A 15051-nucleotide genomic window follows, 5' to 3' on the forward strand; every position below is an offset into this window, starting at 1 on the left:
CGAATCACATGCTGTAAACCGCTTATTTCGCCGCTGCGAAATTAGCCGAAATGCGAGCGTGATCCACGCTGTCCGCGATCGATGGCCATCAGCAGGCCGAGGATGATGAGCACGGTCATCACCGCCGATCCGCCGTAGGAAACCAGCGGCAACGGAATGCCGACCACGGGGGCCAGGCCCATCACCATCATCAGGTTGACCGCGACATAGAAGAAGATGGTGGTCGAAAGGCCCGCGGCGGTCAGGCGTGCGAACCGTGTCTCCGCCCGCAGCGCCACACCGAGCCCCCACCAGACCACGAAGAGGAACGCGGCGATCAGGATCACGCCGCCCGCAAGCCCCCATTCCTCCGCCATGGTCGCGAAGACGAAGTCCGTGTGGCCTTCGGGCAGATAATCGAGGTGGCTCTGCGTGCCGTTCAGGAAGCCCTTGCCGAACAGCCCGCCTGAACCGATGGCGATCTTGGACTGGCTGATATGATATCCCTTGCCGAGCGGATCGCTCTCGGGATCGAGGAAGATCAGCACGCGATTGCGCTGATATTCGTGCATCATGCTCCATGCGCCGATGCCGACAGGAATGACCGACAGCGCACCGCCGATGAACAGCCGCAGCGGAAGCCCCGCGAGGAACATCGTGACCGCTCCGCCCGCCAGCACCATGGTGGCAGTGCCGAGATCGGGCTGGACCAGGATCAATGCGGCAGGGACGCCAATCAGGCCCAGCGCCGGCCAGATGGCGTTCCAGCGCCGGATCTCGCCGGCCGGCAGCATGTCGTAGAAGCGGGCGAGCGTCAGCACGATGACCGGCTTCATCAGTTCCGACGGCTGGAGACGGATGATGCCCAGGTTGAGCCATCGCTGCCCGCCGCCGGCCACCGCACCGAGCAACTCGGTGAACACGAGTGCCACGAGCAGGATGACGTAGGCCGGAATGACCGCCTTCTTGATTTGCTCCTCACGCAGGCGGGACAGCAGCACAGCCCCCCCGAGGAAGAGGCAGAAGCGCGTGCCCTGGCCGAGCGCCCATGGTTCCAGGCTGCCGCCGGCTGCGGAATAGAGCACGAGCAGCCCGAAGCCCGTGATCCCCATCACGGCCAGGATCACCATCCACGGAAGCTGCGTCAGTTGCGCGGGCACGAGCGAGTTGCGGATCATTCGTCCATGGTCCCGTGAGATGGTCTCGGGCTATTCTCGCTTGCCTCCGATGGCGGAGCGACGGCGGTAGCGGCGGCGGTGGACGGCGGGATCGCGGCCTTCTCCACGGCACTGGTATCGCCCTCGTCCGGGGAAATAGGGTGCTGAGCGGCGGCATTCGCCTGCACGGCCGCCCAGTTCGCCTTGTCCCGCGCCGTGCGTGTGGCAATGTCGCCGCCCCAACTCGGCTGCATTTTCGCTAGCGTGTCGAGCGCGCGCTGCTTGTCGTAGAGGAAGGTGAAAGCGTCGCGGGCGACGCCGGCCGCGAAAGTGCCGTGGCCGGCATGTTCCATGATGAAACCCGCCGCGTAGCGCGGTTGCTCGACCGGAGCGAAGGCGATGAACAAGCCGTGGTCGCGCAGCTTCCATTCGCCGCTGGTGCCGAGTGCGCCTGCGCGTCCCGCTTTTCGATCTGCCATGCTGATATGGCGGACCTGCGCCGATCCGGTCTTGCCGCCCATGTCGATGCCCGGAACCTGTATCCGCGCGCTGCCCGCCGTGCCGCCGGGCCCGACCACCGCGCCCATGGCTTCATGAATGAAACGCAGGTGCTCGGGATCAATACCGAGAGATTCGGCCGGCTGATCGTTTAGGCGATGGACCATCCTCGGCACCAACGCCTTGCCGCTGGCAATGCGCGCCGCCATTGTCGCGATCTGGAGTGGATTGACCAGCGTGTAGCCCTGACCGATCGCCGAATTGAGCGTATCGCTGACCGTCCATTCCTTGTGATATTTCTTCTGCTTCCACTCGGGATCGGGCACGGTGCCGAAACGCTGGGAAGGCACGGGCAGGGGGAATTTCTGCCCCAATCCGAGCCGCTTCGCCATGGCGGCGATCCGCGTCGTGCCAATCCGGCGGGCCATCACATAGAAATAGATGTCGCAGCTTTTCTGCACCGCCATGTGCATGTCAACCATGCCGTGACCGCGATGCTGGTAGCAATGGAAGAAGCTGTTCCCAACCTTGTATGTGCCGGTGCACAGCACACGCTCGTCGGGTGAAACGCCCGCCTCCAGCAGTGCCAGCGCGTTCATCGGCTTGACGGTCGAACCCGCCGGATAAAGACCCTGCAACGCCTTGTTCATGAGCGGCAGGTGATCGTTCGCCGACAGCCTGTTCCACTCGTCATGCGTGATGCCGCGCGAGAAGCTGTTGGGATCATAGGCTGGCATCGACACCATCGCCAGGATGTCACCGCTCTCGCAGTCGATCACGACGCCTGAGCCTGACTGATCGCCCATGCGCTCGGCCACATAGTCCTGAAGACCGACGTTGATGGTGAGCTGCAATGTATGGCCGGGAGTTTCAGGCTGGGTAGTCAGCTCGCGGACCAGCTTGCCGCGAGCCGTCACCTCGGCCCGCTTTGCTCCTGGCTTGCCTCGCAGATAAGATTCGAACGTTTTTTCAACACCTTCCTTGCCGATCTTGAAGCCCGGCGTGAGTAGCAACGGATCATGGTCCTTCTCATAATCCTTGGCCGAGGCGGAGCCGACATAGCCGATCAGATGGGCCACCGCCGCACCCGCCGGATAGAAGCGCGAGAAGCCGCGCGCCGGCACCACGCCGGGCAGATCGGGCAGCCGCAGGTTCACGGCGGCAAAGCGCTCATAGTCGAGATCCTCGACCACCTGCACCGGCTGGAAGCCCGCTGCCTTGTCGAGGCTGTCGTGCAGTCGCTCGATATCCTCCGGCGCGAGGCCGAGGATATTCTGGAGAAGCTGGATCTCCGCATCCTTGTCGTGCAGCAGATCGGGGATCAGGTCGACGCGAAAATCCGAGCGGTTGATCGCGATCGGCTGACCGGAGCGGTCGACGATCCATCCCCGACGCGGCGGCACGAGCGTGGAGCGCGCGCGGTTGCTCTCGGCGAGCGCCGAATATTTGTCCTTCTGCGCGACCGTCAGCCACGCCATGCGGCTGGCCAGCATCACGCCGATGCCGCCTTGGATCGCACCCAGCGCGAAGGTGCGGCGGGTGAAGGAAAAGCTCTGCTGCGCCTCGGTGACGAGGCGTCCGGGCCGGCGGGGTTTCACGGACGGCCTCTCAGTCGGATGCGCGGATCTTGCCGGTCGCCAGACGCCAGCGATCGAGCAGCGCGCACAGCCTCCCGACGAAGGGGAAGCAGAGGATACTGGTGAGAATCTGCGGCTCCACCAGCGTCACGGGGGTCGCGCCGCCTGTCCAGCTGGCGATCGCCCATGCGCCGAGGATGCCGATCGCGATCGCGACCGCCGCCAGCAGCCATTCCTGCCAATAGTCGCGCCAGAGAAGCCTCACTTCCACCAAATCGATGAGCAACAGACACAAGGTCCATGTGACCATGCCCGTGCCGAGCGTCTGCCCCGTCAGAAGATCGTCGGCAAGGCCCAGCGGCAAGCCGATCCAGGCCGGCCACATCTCGGGGCGCAATAGGCGCCAACCGAGCAGCATCAGCAAGCCAAAAGGCGGCCAGGCCGGTGATAATGTCACGGTCGGCACGAGCGCGCAGGCCGAGCCGATCAGCGTCGAGACGATCGGCACCAGCCGCGCGCGAACCTCGATGGCCCGGGTCGGTGGAGCAGAGCTGCGCGGCGAGCGCATCAGTGCGTCTCGCCCGGAGCGCCCTTCGACGACGGCGGCAGGCCGGCAAAGGGCTGCTCCACGACCGCATAATCGAGCTGGCTCGGATCGGCGAGCGGCCAGGCCACGGCGATATCGCCTTCCTTGCGGAGAATCACCGCAACCGGCACGTCCGGAGGATAGAGCCCGCCGGTGCCCGAAGTCAGAACGATATCGCCCCGGTTGAACGGATTATTACCGGTGCCAAGGGGCCGGATCTCGATCGAGCCGTCCCCACGTCCGGCCGCGAGCGCGGGCATCCCGCCGCGCGCCATACGCACGGGCACGACGCTCGCATTATCCGTGATGAGAAGCACGCGAGACGCCAGCATCCCCGCTTCGACGATGCGGCCGACCAGCCCCTCGGGCGAACGGACCGGCTGACCGGGGCGCACGCCCTGCGCCACCCCGGCGGTGAGGGTGGCGAGGCGACGGCTGCTGACACCCGTCGATCCCACGATCCGCGCCACCGCGACCGAAGCCGGCCGGTTCTCGACCAGATGCAGCATCCGCCGCAGCCGCTCGTTCTCCAGCGCCAGGATGCGGGCGCGCACCAATGCGCGCCGGTTGGCTTCGAGTTCGCGCTCCATCGCCGCGTTCTTGGAGCCCGCGTCGATGTAGTTGGCCACACCGTCCACGACGGACCCGGCCCCGCGGACCATGCCGCGTCCAAAGGCCGAGACCGGCGTCGTCAGGTCGAGCGCGGCGCCGCGAACGGCGCCGAACCCTTCCGGATCGACATGTGACACGACGACCAGCCCCAGGCCGACGAAAATTCCCGTGACTGCGACAACATAGGACAGGAACAGCCCATATTGTGCGCGACGGGAGAAGCCGGGGCGCCGGTTCCGGGTCGGCGCCTTCATGGCAGCCCCTCCCGTCAGGCGGTAAGGAGCACGCCGCGGTAGACCGGCTCTTCCAGCGCGCGCCCGGTGCCGAGCGCCACGCAGGTGAGGGGGTCATCCGCGATCGTCACCGGCAGGCCGGTCTCGTCGCGCAGCACCTCGTCGATGCCCTGGAGGAGAGCGCCGCCGCCGGTCAGCACGATGCCCTGATCGACGATGTCGGCGGCCAGTTCGGGGGCGGTGTTCTCGAGCGCGATGCGGACACCCTCGATGATCGTGCCCACCGGCTCGCTGAGCGCGTCGGCGATCTGGCCCTGGTTGATCGTGATTTCCTTGGGCACGCCGTTCACGAGGTCGCGGCCCTTGATGTGGATCGTCTCGCCGATGCCGTCCGGCGGCATCTTGGCGCAGCCCACTTCCTTCTTGATCCGCTCCGCGGTCGCTTCGCCGATCAGCAGGTTGTGGTTGCGGCGGACATAGGAGGCGATCGCCTCGTCCATCTTGTCGCCACCGACGCGCACCGAGGTGGTGTAGGCGAGGCCGCGCAGCGAGAGCACCGCGACTTCCGTCGTGCCGCCGCCGATATCGACCACCATCGAGCCGACCGGCTCGGTGACGGGCATGTCGGCGCCGATCGCGGCCGCCATCGGCTCCTCGATCAGGAAGACTTGGCTCGCGCCGGCGTTCGACGCGGCGTCACGAATCGCGCGACGTTCCACCGAGGTCGAGCCCGACGGCACGCAGATCACGATCTCCGGCCAGCGCGGGAAACGGCGCTGCCCATGCACCTTGTGGATGAAGTGCTTGATCATCTGCTCGGCGACGTCGATGTCCGCGATGACGCCGTCACGCAGCGGGCGGATCGCCTCGATCGTGCCCGGCGTCTTGCCCATCATCAGCTTGGCGTCTTCGCCCACGGCGCGAACCTTCTTCACGCCGTTGATCGTTTCGATCGCCACCACCGACGGCTCGTTCAGGACGATGCCGCGCCCCCTCAGATAGACCAGCGTGTTCGCGGTCCCGAGGTCGATCGCCATGTCGTGCGACATGAACTTGAAGAAACGATTGAAGAACATTCTGTGCCCGCTCTCGCCCACCGCGCCGACCGTCGCCCACGGCCGGCGTTTGCCTCCGGATATGCCACGCCTACTGCTCTCGATCGCCCGGAAAATCGGATGATTGTTGTAGTCGCGGGATGCCGCCGCTTGGGCTAGGAGTTGCGCCATGTCAATACGGCGCCTCCCCGAACATCTGGTCAATCGCATCGCAGCCGGCGAGGTCGTCGAACGTCCCGCCAGCGCTCTCAAGGAACTGGTCGAGAACGCCATCGACGCCGGAGCTTCCCGAATTGCCGTTTCTCTGGCGGAAGGCGGCCTTTCGATGGTCGAGGTGGTCGACGACGGATGCGGCATGGCGCCGGAAGAAATGGCCCTCGCGCTGGAGCGTCACGCGACATCCAAGCTGCCGGACGACGCGATCGATGCCGTTGAAACGCTCGGTTTTCGCGGCGAGGCGCTGCCGTCCATCGCCAGCGTGGCGCGGCTTTCGATCGAGAGCCGCGTGCGGGGCGCGGACGGATGGCGGCGAGTCGTCGACAATGGCGCGCTGGTGGGCGAGGGGCCGGCCGCACTTCCGTCGGGGACGCGGGTGAAGATGGAGGCGCTGTTCGAGCGCGTGCCAGCGCGGCGCAAGTTCCTGCGTTCGGCCCGATCCGAATATGCGGCGAGCGTCGATGTCGTGCGCCGCCTCGCCATGTCGCGGCCGGAGATCGGCTTCACGCTGGAGCATGACGGGCGGCGCGTCTTCTCGGTGCCACCGGGCGATACCCAGCCCGCGCGCGTGGCGGCTCTGACGGATCGCGAATTGGCTCCCAACAGTGTCGTTGTCGACCATGTGCGGGGCGAGGTCCGGCTCGAAGGCGTGATTGGCTTGCCGACCTTCAATCGCGGCGTGGCGGATCACCAATATCTGTTCGTCAACAATCGCCCTGTGCGGGACCGCCTGCTCGCGGGATCGGTGCGTGCCGCCTATCAGGACTTGCTGGCACGGGACCGGCATCCGGTCGTCGCCCTGTTCGTGACCTTGCCGGGCAGCGAGGTCGACGTGAACGTCCACCCGGCCAAGACCGAGGTCCGCTTCCGCGAGCCGGCGCTGGTGCGCGGGCTGATCGTCGGGGGGCTGCGGGCGGCGCTCGATAGTGCCGGCCATCGCAGCGCCCAGCGTCCCTCGGCTGCGGCACTGGGCAATTGGCAGGCGGAACCGGTCGCGCCTCCGGCTTATCCGCAACCCGGAACGCTCCCGCTGCCGGTCGCCGAGCGGCAATATGGCGTGTGGGACGCCCGGCCGTCCTACGGCGCGCCGAGCCTCGCCGCACCGGCGCCGCAGGGCCGCGCCGAGATCGCCGTCGCGCCGCCGCCTGCCGCGGTCGAGCATCCGCTCGGCGTAGCCCGCGGGCAGGTGGCCGCGACCTATATCGTCGCGGAGGCCGAGGATGGGCTCGTCATCGTCGACCAGCACGCGGCGCACGAGCGGCTGGTGCTGGAGCGGATGCGCCGCGCCATGGCGGACGGCGGCGTGGCGTCGCAGGCGCTGCTGCTTCCCGAGGTGGTGGAGCTGGACGAGGCCGCCTGCGACCGACTGGAGCCTCGTGCCGAAGAACTGGCGGCAATGGGCCTTGAGCTAGACCGTTTCGGACCGCGCGCCATGCTTGTCCGCGCCGTTCCTGCGATGCTGGGGCGTACCGACGTGCGCGGGCTCGTGAGCGATCTCGCGGACGAGATCGCCGCTTACGACGAGGCGCTCAGCCTCAAGGAGAAGCTGGACCATGTCGCCGCCACCATGGCCTGTCATGGCTCGGTGCGCGCCGGGCGGCTTCTCTCGGTCGCGGAGATGAACGCGCTGCTGCGCGAGATGGAGGTCACGCCGCATTCCGGCCAGTGCAACCATGGCCGTCCCACCTGGGTGAAGCTCGGCCACAACGACATCGAAAAGCTGTTCGGACGGAAGTGAAAGGCGCTCAGTCGCGCGCGTGCCAGCGCCGCGGCTTGAGTTCGCCCACCACGACGCCGCAGAGGATCAGCGCGGCGCCGGCCCAGCCCATCATGCCGAGGCGTTCGCCGGCAAAGCGGCCGAGGATGCCGGCGAACACCGGCTCCGACGAATAGATGAGCGTGGCGCGGGTGGGGGAGACCGTCCGCTGCGCCCAGTTCATCGCGAGCTGGATGAAGGCGCTGGCAATGCCCAGTCCGATGCCGCTGATCCACACGGCCGTGCCCGGCATGTGGAAGCTCTCGCCGGCGAAGGGCATGGCAACGAAGCCCGCCACCGCCACGATGACGAGATCGAGCACCGCCACGCGTCCGGCGTCGATGCTCTCCGCATAGCGACCGATCAGGATGATCTCGCCCGAGAAGGCGATGGCGCTCGCCAGCGTCATCCACTCGCCCTTGCCGAACCCAAAGGAGCCGCCCGTAGGGTTGGCGATCAGCACCAGTCCGATGAAGGCGAGCAGGATGCCGATCCAGCTCATGACCTGCGGCGCGCGGCGCAGCACCGCCCATTGGATCAGCGGAACGAGCGGCACATAGAGCGCGGTCAGAAAGGCCGACATGCTGGACGAGACGGACTGGAGCCCTCCCGTCTGGAGCAGATAGCCCGCTGCCATCGGGATGCCGATGGCAATCGCGGCCACGATATCCTGTCGCGTCGTCCCCCGAAGCCGTCCGCGCAGCAGCAGGACCGTCGCCAGCGCGGCCGTGCCGAAACGGAGGCCGACGAAGAAGAACGGCCCCGATCCCGCGCCCAGCGCGATGCGCGTCGCGAGAAAGGTCCCACCCCAGACGAACGCCACCGCCCAGAGCGCGAGATCCGGCAGACGGGACTTCATGTCAGGCGGCGCGGAAGTCGCCGGTCGCCTCGTCGAGCAGCTTCAGCTCGCCCTCGCGGATGCCGAACCAGGCGCCGCGCAGCAGCAGCCGTCCGGCCCGCTCCGCTTCCGCCACGAAGGGGAAGGAGCGCAGGTTGGTGAGGCTGATCTTCACCGCCTCATGCTCGAGTCGGCGCTGGGCGGCATCGCCATGGCCACACTCGGCCACAACCGTATCCCGCGCGGTATCGAGCATGTCGACCCAGTGAGCGATGAAGCCGCCGGCTCCGGGCGCTGCGCCTTCGAACGCCTGGGTCATCGATGCCTTGCAGCCGCCACAGAACTCGTGGCCGAGGACGACGATCTCCTCCACGGGAATCTGCGTCACCGCGAATTCCACCGCGGCGGAAACGCCATGGCGGCTCGTGTCGTTCTCGTAAGGCGGCACCAGATTGGCCACGTTCCGGACGACGAAAATCTCTCCGGGCGAAACATCGAAAATCTGTGCCGGATCGACGCGGCTATCCGAACAGGCGATGACGAGCGTCTTCGGATTCTGGCCGTCCGCCAGCTCGGTCCAGCGGGCGCGCTGCTTCGCCCAGCCCTGCGCGCGGAAGCGGCGGTAGCCGGCAATGAGATTTTCGAAGTCTGACATGACATGCTGCCTAAGGATGCGCGGCAGGGCTGGCAAGTCCGCGTCGCAATCGCTATCTCGCCCGCCATGACCGATGCCGCCGCAGAATCCCGTCCGCCCCGCATCCGCAAGCCCGACTGGATCCGGGTGAAAGCCCCGACGTCCGTGGGCTTCTCCGAAACCAAGGCGCTGATGCGTCGCCTCAACCTCGCCACCGTGTGCGAGGAGGCTGCCTGTCCGAACATCGGCGAGTGCTGGACCAAGAAGCACGCGACCGTGATGATTCTGGGCGACACCTGCACGCGGGCCTGCGCCTTCTGCAACGTGAAGACGGGCATGCCGCGCGCCGTCGACAAGACCGAGCCGCAGCATGTCGCCGACGCGGCCGCCGAGCTGGGCCTCGAGCATATCGTCATCACCTCGGTCGACCGCGACGATCTGCCCGACGGCGGCGCCTCGCAGTTCGTGAAGGTGATCGAGGCGCTGCGCCGCACGACGCCCAACACCACGATCGAGATCCTGACGCCCGATTTCCGCAACAAGGCCGACGCCGCCGTCGAGGCGATCGTCGCCGCGCGGCCGGACGTCTACAACCACAATCTCGAGACGGTGCCGAGGCTCTATCCGACGATCCGTCCGGGCGCGCGCTATTACGCCTCGCTGCGCCTGCTGGAGAGCGTGAAGAAGCATGATCCGTCGATCTTCACCAAGTCCGGCCTGATGACCGGCCTCGGCGAGCAGCGGCTGGAGGTGCACCAGGTGATGGACGACATGCGCTCCGCCGACATCGATTTCCTGACGATGGGCCAGTATCTCCAGCCGACGCCGCGCCATGCGAAGGTGGAGGAGTTCACCACGCCGCAGGCGTTCGGTGCCTATGGAGCGATCGCGCGGGCCAAGGGCTTCCTGCTCGTCGCGGCCTCGCCGCTGACGCGCTCCAGCTATCATGCCGGCGATGACTTCGCGAAGCTACGCGCGGCGCGCGAAGCCAAGCTGGCACGCGGCTGAGCGGCGGAGAAGAAAACGGATGCCCCGTCACGCTGAAACCCGCCAGCTTCCCTATACGCCCGAGCAGATGTTCGATCTGGTGGCGGACGTCGCCCACTATGGCGAGTTCCTGCCCTGGGTCGCGGCGGTGCGCGTCCGCGAGGACAGCCCGACCGAGATGATCGCGGACCTCGTGGTCGGCTTCAAGGGCATCTCGGAGCGCTTCACTTCGCAGGTGCACAAGCAGCGCCCGTCGAGCATCCGCGTCGATTATCTGGAGGGGCCGCTCGCGCACCTCACCAACGAGTGGGGCTTCCGGCCGGACGGGCAGGGCGGCACGCTGGTCGATTTCGCGGTGGACTTCGCGTTCAAGTCGAAGCTGTTCGAGATGCTGGCGGGGCAGGTGTTCGACCGTGCCCTCCGCAAGATGATCGGCGCCTTCGAAGCGCGGGCCGCCGAGCTTTACGCGACGGGCGGCGTCGGTTCCCCGAACGCGGCCGGCGAGGGTGTGGGCAGCAGCAGCTCGAGCGCGCACAGCGCCGCCTGAAGGCGGATCGCGCCGCGCCCAAGATCACCGAACTCGCGCTTGTCGGCCACCACGTCGTCAGGATCGCCGGATCGGCTCGCCCGCGCGAAAACCACCGTCCCCACGGGCTTCTTCTCGGAGCCGCCGCCGGGACCGGCAATGCCGGTGATCGCCACACCGATGTCGGCGGAGCTATGCTGGATCGCACCCTGCGCCATCGCCCACGCGGTCGCGACCGATACTGCGCCGAACGTCTCGAGCACGTCGGAAGGGACGCCCAGCATCCCCATCTTCGCCTCGTTGGCGTAGGTGATGAAGCCCGCCTCGAACACTTCGGACGAGCCCGGAATTTCCGTCAGCGCCGCCGAGACGAGCCCGCCCGTGCAGCTTTCGGCCACCGCGATGCGGAGGCCCGCCGCACGGTTTTCCTCGACGACCCTGCGGGCCGCCTCGATCAGTTCCGGAGGGAGGTTGGAGTCGGTCATCGGCTCGCCCCTTCGTCGTTCGGCCGGCAGATCGCAAGCCCCTTCGTCTGCTCCGGCCCGGCCACCTGAAGCGCCAGCAGGATCGCTTCCACCATGGCGTGCGCCTTCAACGGCGCGGCCAGCGCGACGATGTTGTCGATCGTCCCGCAATCCCGAATCGAGACATGCTCGTTGATCTGCTGCCCGACGATCGTCCGCGCCAGATTGATGACGGTGTCGTCGGACGCGAAGCTGGAAAGATCCTGCCCGGTCGCCGCCTCGATGGCGCGGCGGGCGCGAGCCGGGTCCGCTGGCATCTCGTGCCGGTAGCGGGCAGCGACACCTTTGCCCTCGTTGGGCAGGAAGGCATCGGCCGGGAGGGCGGGGGAGCAGCGCTCGGTCAGCCCCTCGACCGCGTCGGGCAATGCTACGGCAATCAGCGTCCGCATATCGTCGCGCTCGATGCAGGAGGGGCGGACAGCCTCGGCGGCCTGCCCCATGCCCAGCGCCAGCAGCGCGGCGAGAGCGGCCTTCCTCATGCGTCCGGCATCCGCACCGAGGCGATGGCCTGCGCGGCCATGCCCTCGCCACGGCCGGTGAAGCCGAGCTTTTCGGTGGTCGTCGCCTTCACGCTTACACGATGGAGCGGGAGCCTGAGCAACTCCGCGACCCGCTGGCGCATGGCGTCGCGATGCGGCCCGACCTTGGGCGCCTCGCACATGATCGTGATGTCGACATGATCGATCACGCCGCCCTTCGCCGCGACGAGGCTGGCGGCGTGTTCGAGGAACTTGCCGGAGTCCGCGCCCTTCCAGCGGGCATCGGAGGGCGGGAAATGGCTGCCGATATCGCCATCCGCAATCGTGCCGAGCAGGGCATCGGTCAGCGCGTGGAGGCCGACGTCCGCGTCGCTATGCCCGGCCAGCGCCTGCGTGTGCGGGATCTTCAGGCCACAGAGCATGACATGGTCGCCCTCTGTGAAGGCGTGGACATCGAAACCCATGGCGGTGCGCGGGATCAGGCCAGCGGCGAGACGTCGCTCGGCGGCCGCGAAATCGGCTTCGTGGGTCAGCTTTTCCAACATCGGATCTCCGGGAACGGCGGCCACGACGAGGCCTGCCTTGCGCGCGACCTGCGCGTCGTCGGTTGCCTCATGCGCCTCGGGCCAGCCCTGATGAGCCGCGAGAATGGCATCGAAACGGAAGGCCTGCGGCGTCTGCACGCGCGCCAGCCCTTCGCGCGGGACGGTGTCGCCGAGCGCACCATCCTCGTTGCGAACGAGCGTATCGACCACCGCGAGCGTCGGCACAGCGCCGGGCTGCGTCTCCAGCGCGCCGAGCAGCCGGTCGATCACCGCGGCCGGCAGGAAGGGGCGAGCGGCATCGTGGATCAGCACGGCATCCGGCGCGCCGTTCGCGGCGATCGCTTTGAGCCCCGCGACGACGGAATCGCGCCGCGTCGCTCCGCCCGGCGAGACACTCGCAGGCTGGCGGCCATCGAGCGCGGCTACGAGTAACTCCTCCTGACCCGCGCCGATGACGATGTGGACGCTGGCTATGCCGGGATGACCCGCCAGCGCGTCGAAGGCCCGGGCGATCACGGCCTCGCCGCCGATCCGACGATATTGCTTGGGGAGCCCTCCACCGGCGCGCGTCCCGCTGCCGGCAGCGACGATCAGCGCCACCGCGCTCTTCTGTGCTGTCGAAGTCATCGCGCCGCGACCTAGACCTTCCCGAGGCCCATGGGAAGGTCACACCCCACGCTTGCCGCATCGCCGCAAAACGGGTAGAGGGACTGCCTCTTTTTCAGGCAGATTAGACCCATGCGGAGCGAAGCGCTCGTGAAGCCGATTCAGGTCGGCCCCCTGACCATCGACACGCCGGTGATCCTGGCGCCGATGACGGGTGTCAGCGATTTGCCGTTCCGCAAGATGGTCCGCCGCTACGGCTCGGGGCTGAACGTCACCGAGATGATCGCCTCGCAGGCGGCGATCCGCGAGACGCGCCAGTCGCTCCAGAAGGCCGCGTGGGACCCGATCGAGGAGCCGGTCTCGATGCAGCTTGTCGGCTGCTCGCCCAAGGAGATGGGCGAGGCCGCAAAACTCAACGAGGATCGCGGCGCCGCCATCATCGACATCAACATGGGCTGCCCGGTCCGCAAGGTGGTGAATGGCGACGCGGGCTCGGCGCTGATGCGCGACCTCGATCTGGCCGCCTCGCTCGTCAAGGCGACCGTCGATGCCGTCTCGGTGCCGGTGACGCTCAAGATGCGGATGGGCTGGGATCATGACAGCCTCAACGCACCCGAACTGGCCCGCATCGCCGAGGATCTCGGCTGCAAGATGGTCACGGTCCACGGCCGCACGCGCAACCAGATGTACAAGGGCACGGCGGACTGGGCGTTCATCCGCCGCGTGAAGGAAGCCGTGTCCATCCCGGTGATCGCGAACGGCGACATCTGCTCGGTCGACGATGCGGAAGAGGCGCTGAAGCAATCCGGTGCGGACGGCGTGATGATCGGCCGCGGCGCTTATGGTCGGCCCTGGCTGCTCGGCCAGACGATGCGCTTCCTGACCACCGGCGAGCGCAGGCCCGATCCGTCCGTGGACGAGCAATATGCGGTGATCGTCGAGCATTACGAGATGATGCTCAGTCACTATGGCCGGGAAACGGGCGTCAACATGGCCCGCAAGCATCTCGGCTGGTACACCAAGGGGCTGCCCGGTTCGGCAGAGTTCCGGAACACCGTCAACCAGGTGCCCGATGCCGACCGCGTGCTGGCAATGCTCGAAGAGTTTTACCGGCCGTGGCTATCCCGGGCGGCCGCCTGATCCGTCTCGGCCGCCGTGCGAGCGGCGAAACGGAGTTCCCCGGCGCGGCGGAATTGCTCGCGGCGGTTCCGGCGGCCCTGCTGGTGATCGACGGAGAGCGGGTAGTGCGCGACTGCAACGCCGCCAGCGAAGCCCTGCTCAATCTCGCGCGTTCGGCCGTGATCGGCCGCCCCATCGAGGAAATGACTGGACATCCGCTCACCAGCATGGCGGCGGATCAGCCTTTCGCCGCCTATGATCTCGACATGGTGCTGCCTGTTGGCCGCCATTATCGGGGAGACATGACGGTTGCGCCGTTGCCGGAGCGTGCGGGGTGGCGGATCGTTTCCATCCATGGCCGCGCAAGCCATGACATCTCGGCCCGGCGCGGCGACCGCGTGACGCGCACCTTGCCGGCCGCAGCCGCGGCATCGCTCCTGGCGCACGAGGTGAAGAACCCGCTGTCCGGCATCCGGGGCGCCGCCCAGCTCCTCGAAGCCGGAGCCAGCCCCGAGCAGACCGAACTGACCCAGCTCATCCGTCGCGAGGTCGATCGGATCGTCGGCCTGATCGATCGTATGGAAGGGTTGTCGGATACGCGTCCGCGCGTTTGCGAGCCGATCAATATCCATTCCGTGCTCAACCATGCCCGGACCGTCGCCTGCGCGGGGTTTGCCGCGGACAACATGGTCCGCGAGCTGTACGACCCCTCATTGCCGGACGTGCTCGGCAACCGGGACGGCCTGGTGCAGGTCGTGCTCAATCTTCTGAAGAATGCGGCCGAAGCGACGGAAGGCAACGGCGTCATCACGCTCACCACGGCCTATCGTCATGGCCTCTCGGTCGCGCCGCTCGGCGGCGGGCAGCGTCTCGCCCTGCCGATCGAGCTGTGTGTGATCGACGATGGCCCCGGCGCGCCGGAGGAGATGGTGCCGCATCTGTTCGACCCGTTCGTCACCTCGAAGGTTTCGGGAAGCGGCCTCGGCCTCGCCCTGGTCGACAAGCTGGTGAACGAGATGGGCGGCATCGTCGAATATGCGCGCGAGGGCACACCGGCGCGGACGGTGTTCCGCCTGTTGCTTCCGCGCGCACCAGTCGTATCGGGACGGGGATCGCCATCATGA

At 67.3% G+C, this 15051-nt stretch carries 15 protein-coding genes; 5 read left to right on the top strand and 10 right to left on the bottom strand.

The window, feature by feature from the left end; genetic code table 11:
• Window positions 1-41: 41 nt before the first annotated feature.
• Genes rodA through ST3T6A_RS0112425 form a run of 5 tightly spaced genes read right to left on the bottom strand, consistent with a single transcriptional unit; the run spans window position 42 to window position 5718 of the window.
• Window positions 42-1157, bottom strand: coding sequence for a rod shape-determining protein RodA (rodA, locus tag ST3T6A_RS0112405; RefSeq protein WP_019833254.1), 1116 nt, complete (start codon window positions 1155-1157; stop codon window positions 42-44).
• Window positions 1154-3232: a penicillin-binding protein 2 gene (gene mrdA / locus ST3T6A_RS0112410; RefSeq protein WP_019833255.1), complete on the bottom strand. Its 2079-nt coding sequence runs from the start codon at window positions 3230-3232 to the stop codon at window positions 1154-1156. The genes rodA and mrdA overlap by 4 nt, the downstream gene beginning before the upstream one ends.
• A gap of 10 nt (window positions 3233-3242) precedes the next feature.
• Window positions 3243-3779, bottom strand: a complete 537-nt coding sequence (mreD, locus tag ST3T6A_RS0112415) for a rod shape-determining protein MreD (RefSeq protein WP_019833256.1) — start codon at window positions 3777-3779, stop codon at window positions 3243-3245.
• Window positions 3779-4663 (bottom strand): rod shape-determining protein MreC, encoded by an 885-nt coding sequence (mreC, locus tag ST3T6A_RS0112420; protein WP_019833257.1) that lies wholly within the window; start codon window positions 4661-4663, stop codon window positions 3779-3781. The genes mreD and mreC overlap by 1 nt, the downstream gene beginning before the upstream one ends.
• Window positions 4664-4677: 14 nt before the next feature.
• On the bottom strand, window positions 4678-5718 hold the full coding sequence (locus tag ST3T6A_RS0112425) for a rod shape-determining protein (RefSeq protein WP_019833258.1): 1041 nt from the start codon (window positions 5716-5718) through the stop codon (window positions 4678-4680).
• A gap of 148 nt (window positions 5719-5866) precedes the next feature.
• On the opposite strand from ST3T6A_RS0112425, the gene mutL reads away from it, so the two are divergent.
• Entirely contained in the window at window positions 5867-7651 is a 1785-nt protein-coding gene (mutL, locus tag ST3T6A_RS0112430) for a DNA mismatch repair endonuclease MutL (RefSeq protein WP_019833259.1), read from the top strand.
• Between the two features lie 7 nt (window positions 7652-7658).
• Here mutL and ST3T6A_RS0112435 read toward each other — a convergent pair whose 3' ends face one another.
• Window positions 7659-8528, bottom strand: a complete 870-nt coding sequence (locus tag ST3T6A_RS0112435) for a DMT family transporter (RefSeq protein ID WP_019833260.1) — start codon at window positions 8526-8528, stop codon at window positions 7659-7661.
• 1 nt (window position 8529) lies between these two features.
• Window positions 8530-9162 (bottom strand): carbonic anhydrase, encoded by a 633-nt coding sequence (locus tag ST3T6A_RS0112440; protein ID WP_019833261.1) that lies wholly within the window; start codon window positions 9160-9162, stop codon window positions 8530-8532.
• Between the two features lie 66 nt (window positions 9163-9228).
• Between ST3T6A_RS0112440 and lipA the strand changes: the two genes are divergently transcribed.
• Entirely contained in the window at window positions 9229-10149 is a 921-nt protein-coding gene (gene lipA / locus ST3T6A_RS0112445) for a lipoyl synthase (RefSeq protein WP_026359669.1), read from the top strand.
• Window positions 10150-10168: 19 nt separating this feature from the next.
• On the top strand, window positions 10169-10675 hold the full coding sequence (locus ST3T6A_RS0112450) for a type II toxin-antitoxin system RatA family toxin (protein WP_019833263.1): 507 nt from the start codon (window positions 10169-10171) through the stop codon (window positions 10673-10675).
• On the opposite strand, the gene ST3T6A_RS0112455 is transcribed toward ST3T6A_RS0112450, so the two are convergent.
• Genes ST3T6A_RS0112455 through ST3T6A_RS0112465 form a run of 3 tightly spaced genes read right to left on the bottom strand, consistent with a single transcriptional unit; the run spans window position 10591 to window position 12829 of the window.
• Window positions 10591-11139, bottom strand: coding sequence for a CinA family protein (locus tag ST3T6A_RS0112455; RefSeq protein ID WP_019833264.1), 549 nt, complete (start codon window positions 11137-11139; stop codon window positions 10591-10593). The two genes, ST3T6A_RS0112450 and ST3T6A_RS0112455, sit on opposite strands and share 85 nt — an antisense overlap.
• Entirely contained in the window at window positions 11136-11657 is a 522-nt protein-coding gene (locus ST3T6A_RS20875) for a hypothetical protein (RefSeq protein ID WP_019833265.1), read from the bottom strand. The genes ST3T6A_RS0112455 and ST3T6A_RS20875 overlap by 4 nt, the downstream gene beginning before the upstream one ends.
• A complete protein-coding gene (locus ST3T6A_RS0112465) occupies window positions 11654-12829 on the bottom strand; it encodes a bifunctional 2-C-methyl-D-erythritol 4-phosphate cytidylyltransferase/2-C-methyl-D-erythritol 2,4-cyclodiphosphate synthase (RefSeq protein WP_026359670.1) in 1176 nt (391 codons plus the stop codon). The genes ST3T6A_RS20875 and ST3T6A_RS0112465 overlap by 4 nt, the downstream gene beginning before the upstream one ends.
• A gap of 111 nt (window positions 12830-12940) precedes the next feature.
• Between ST3T6A_RS0112465 and dusB the strand changes: the two genes are divergently transcribed.
• Both dusB and ST3T6A_RS0112475 read left to right on the top strand, forming a co-directional pair.
• Window positions 12941-13948 carry a tRNA dihydrouridine synthase DusB gene (gene dusB, locus ST3T6A_RS0112470; protein ID WP_019833267.1) on the top strand — a complete coding sequence of 336 codons (1008 nt, stop codon included), beginning with the start codon at window positions 12941-12943 and terminating at the stop codon, window positions 13946-13948.
• Window positions 13924-15051: a two-component system sensor histidine kinase NtrB gene (locus tag ST3T6A_RS0112475; protein WP_019833268.1), complete on the top strand. Its 1128-nt coding sequence runs from the start codon at window positions 13924-13926 to the stop codon at window positions 15049-15051. The genes dusB and ST3T6A_RS0112475 overlap by 25 nt, the downstream gene beginning before the upstream one ends.

Origin of the sequence: Sphingomonas sp. PR090111-T3T-6A (genome assembly GCF_000383095.1) — a bacterium.
In the GTDB taxonomy this organism is placed as follows: Bacteria; Pseudomonadota; Alphaproteobacteria; order Sphingomonadales; family Sphingomonadaceae; genus Solisphingomonas.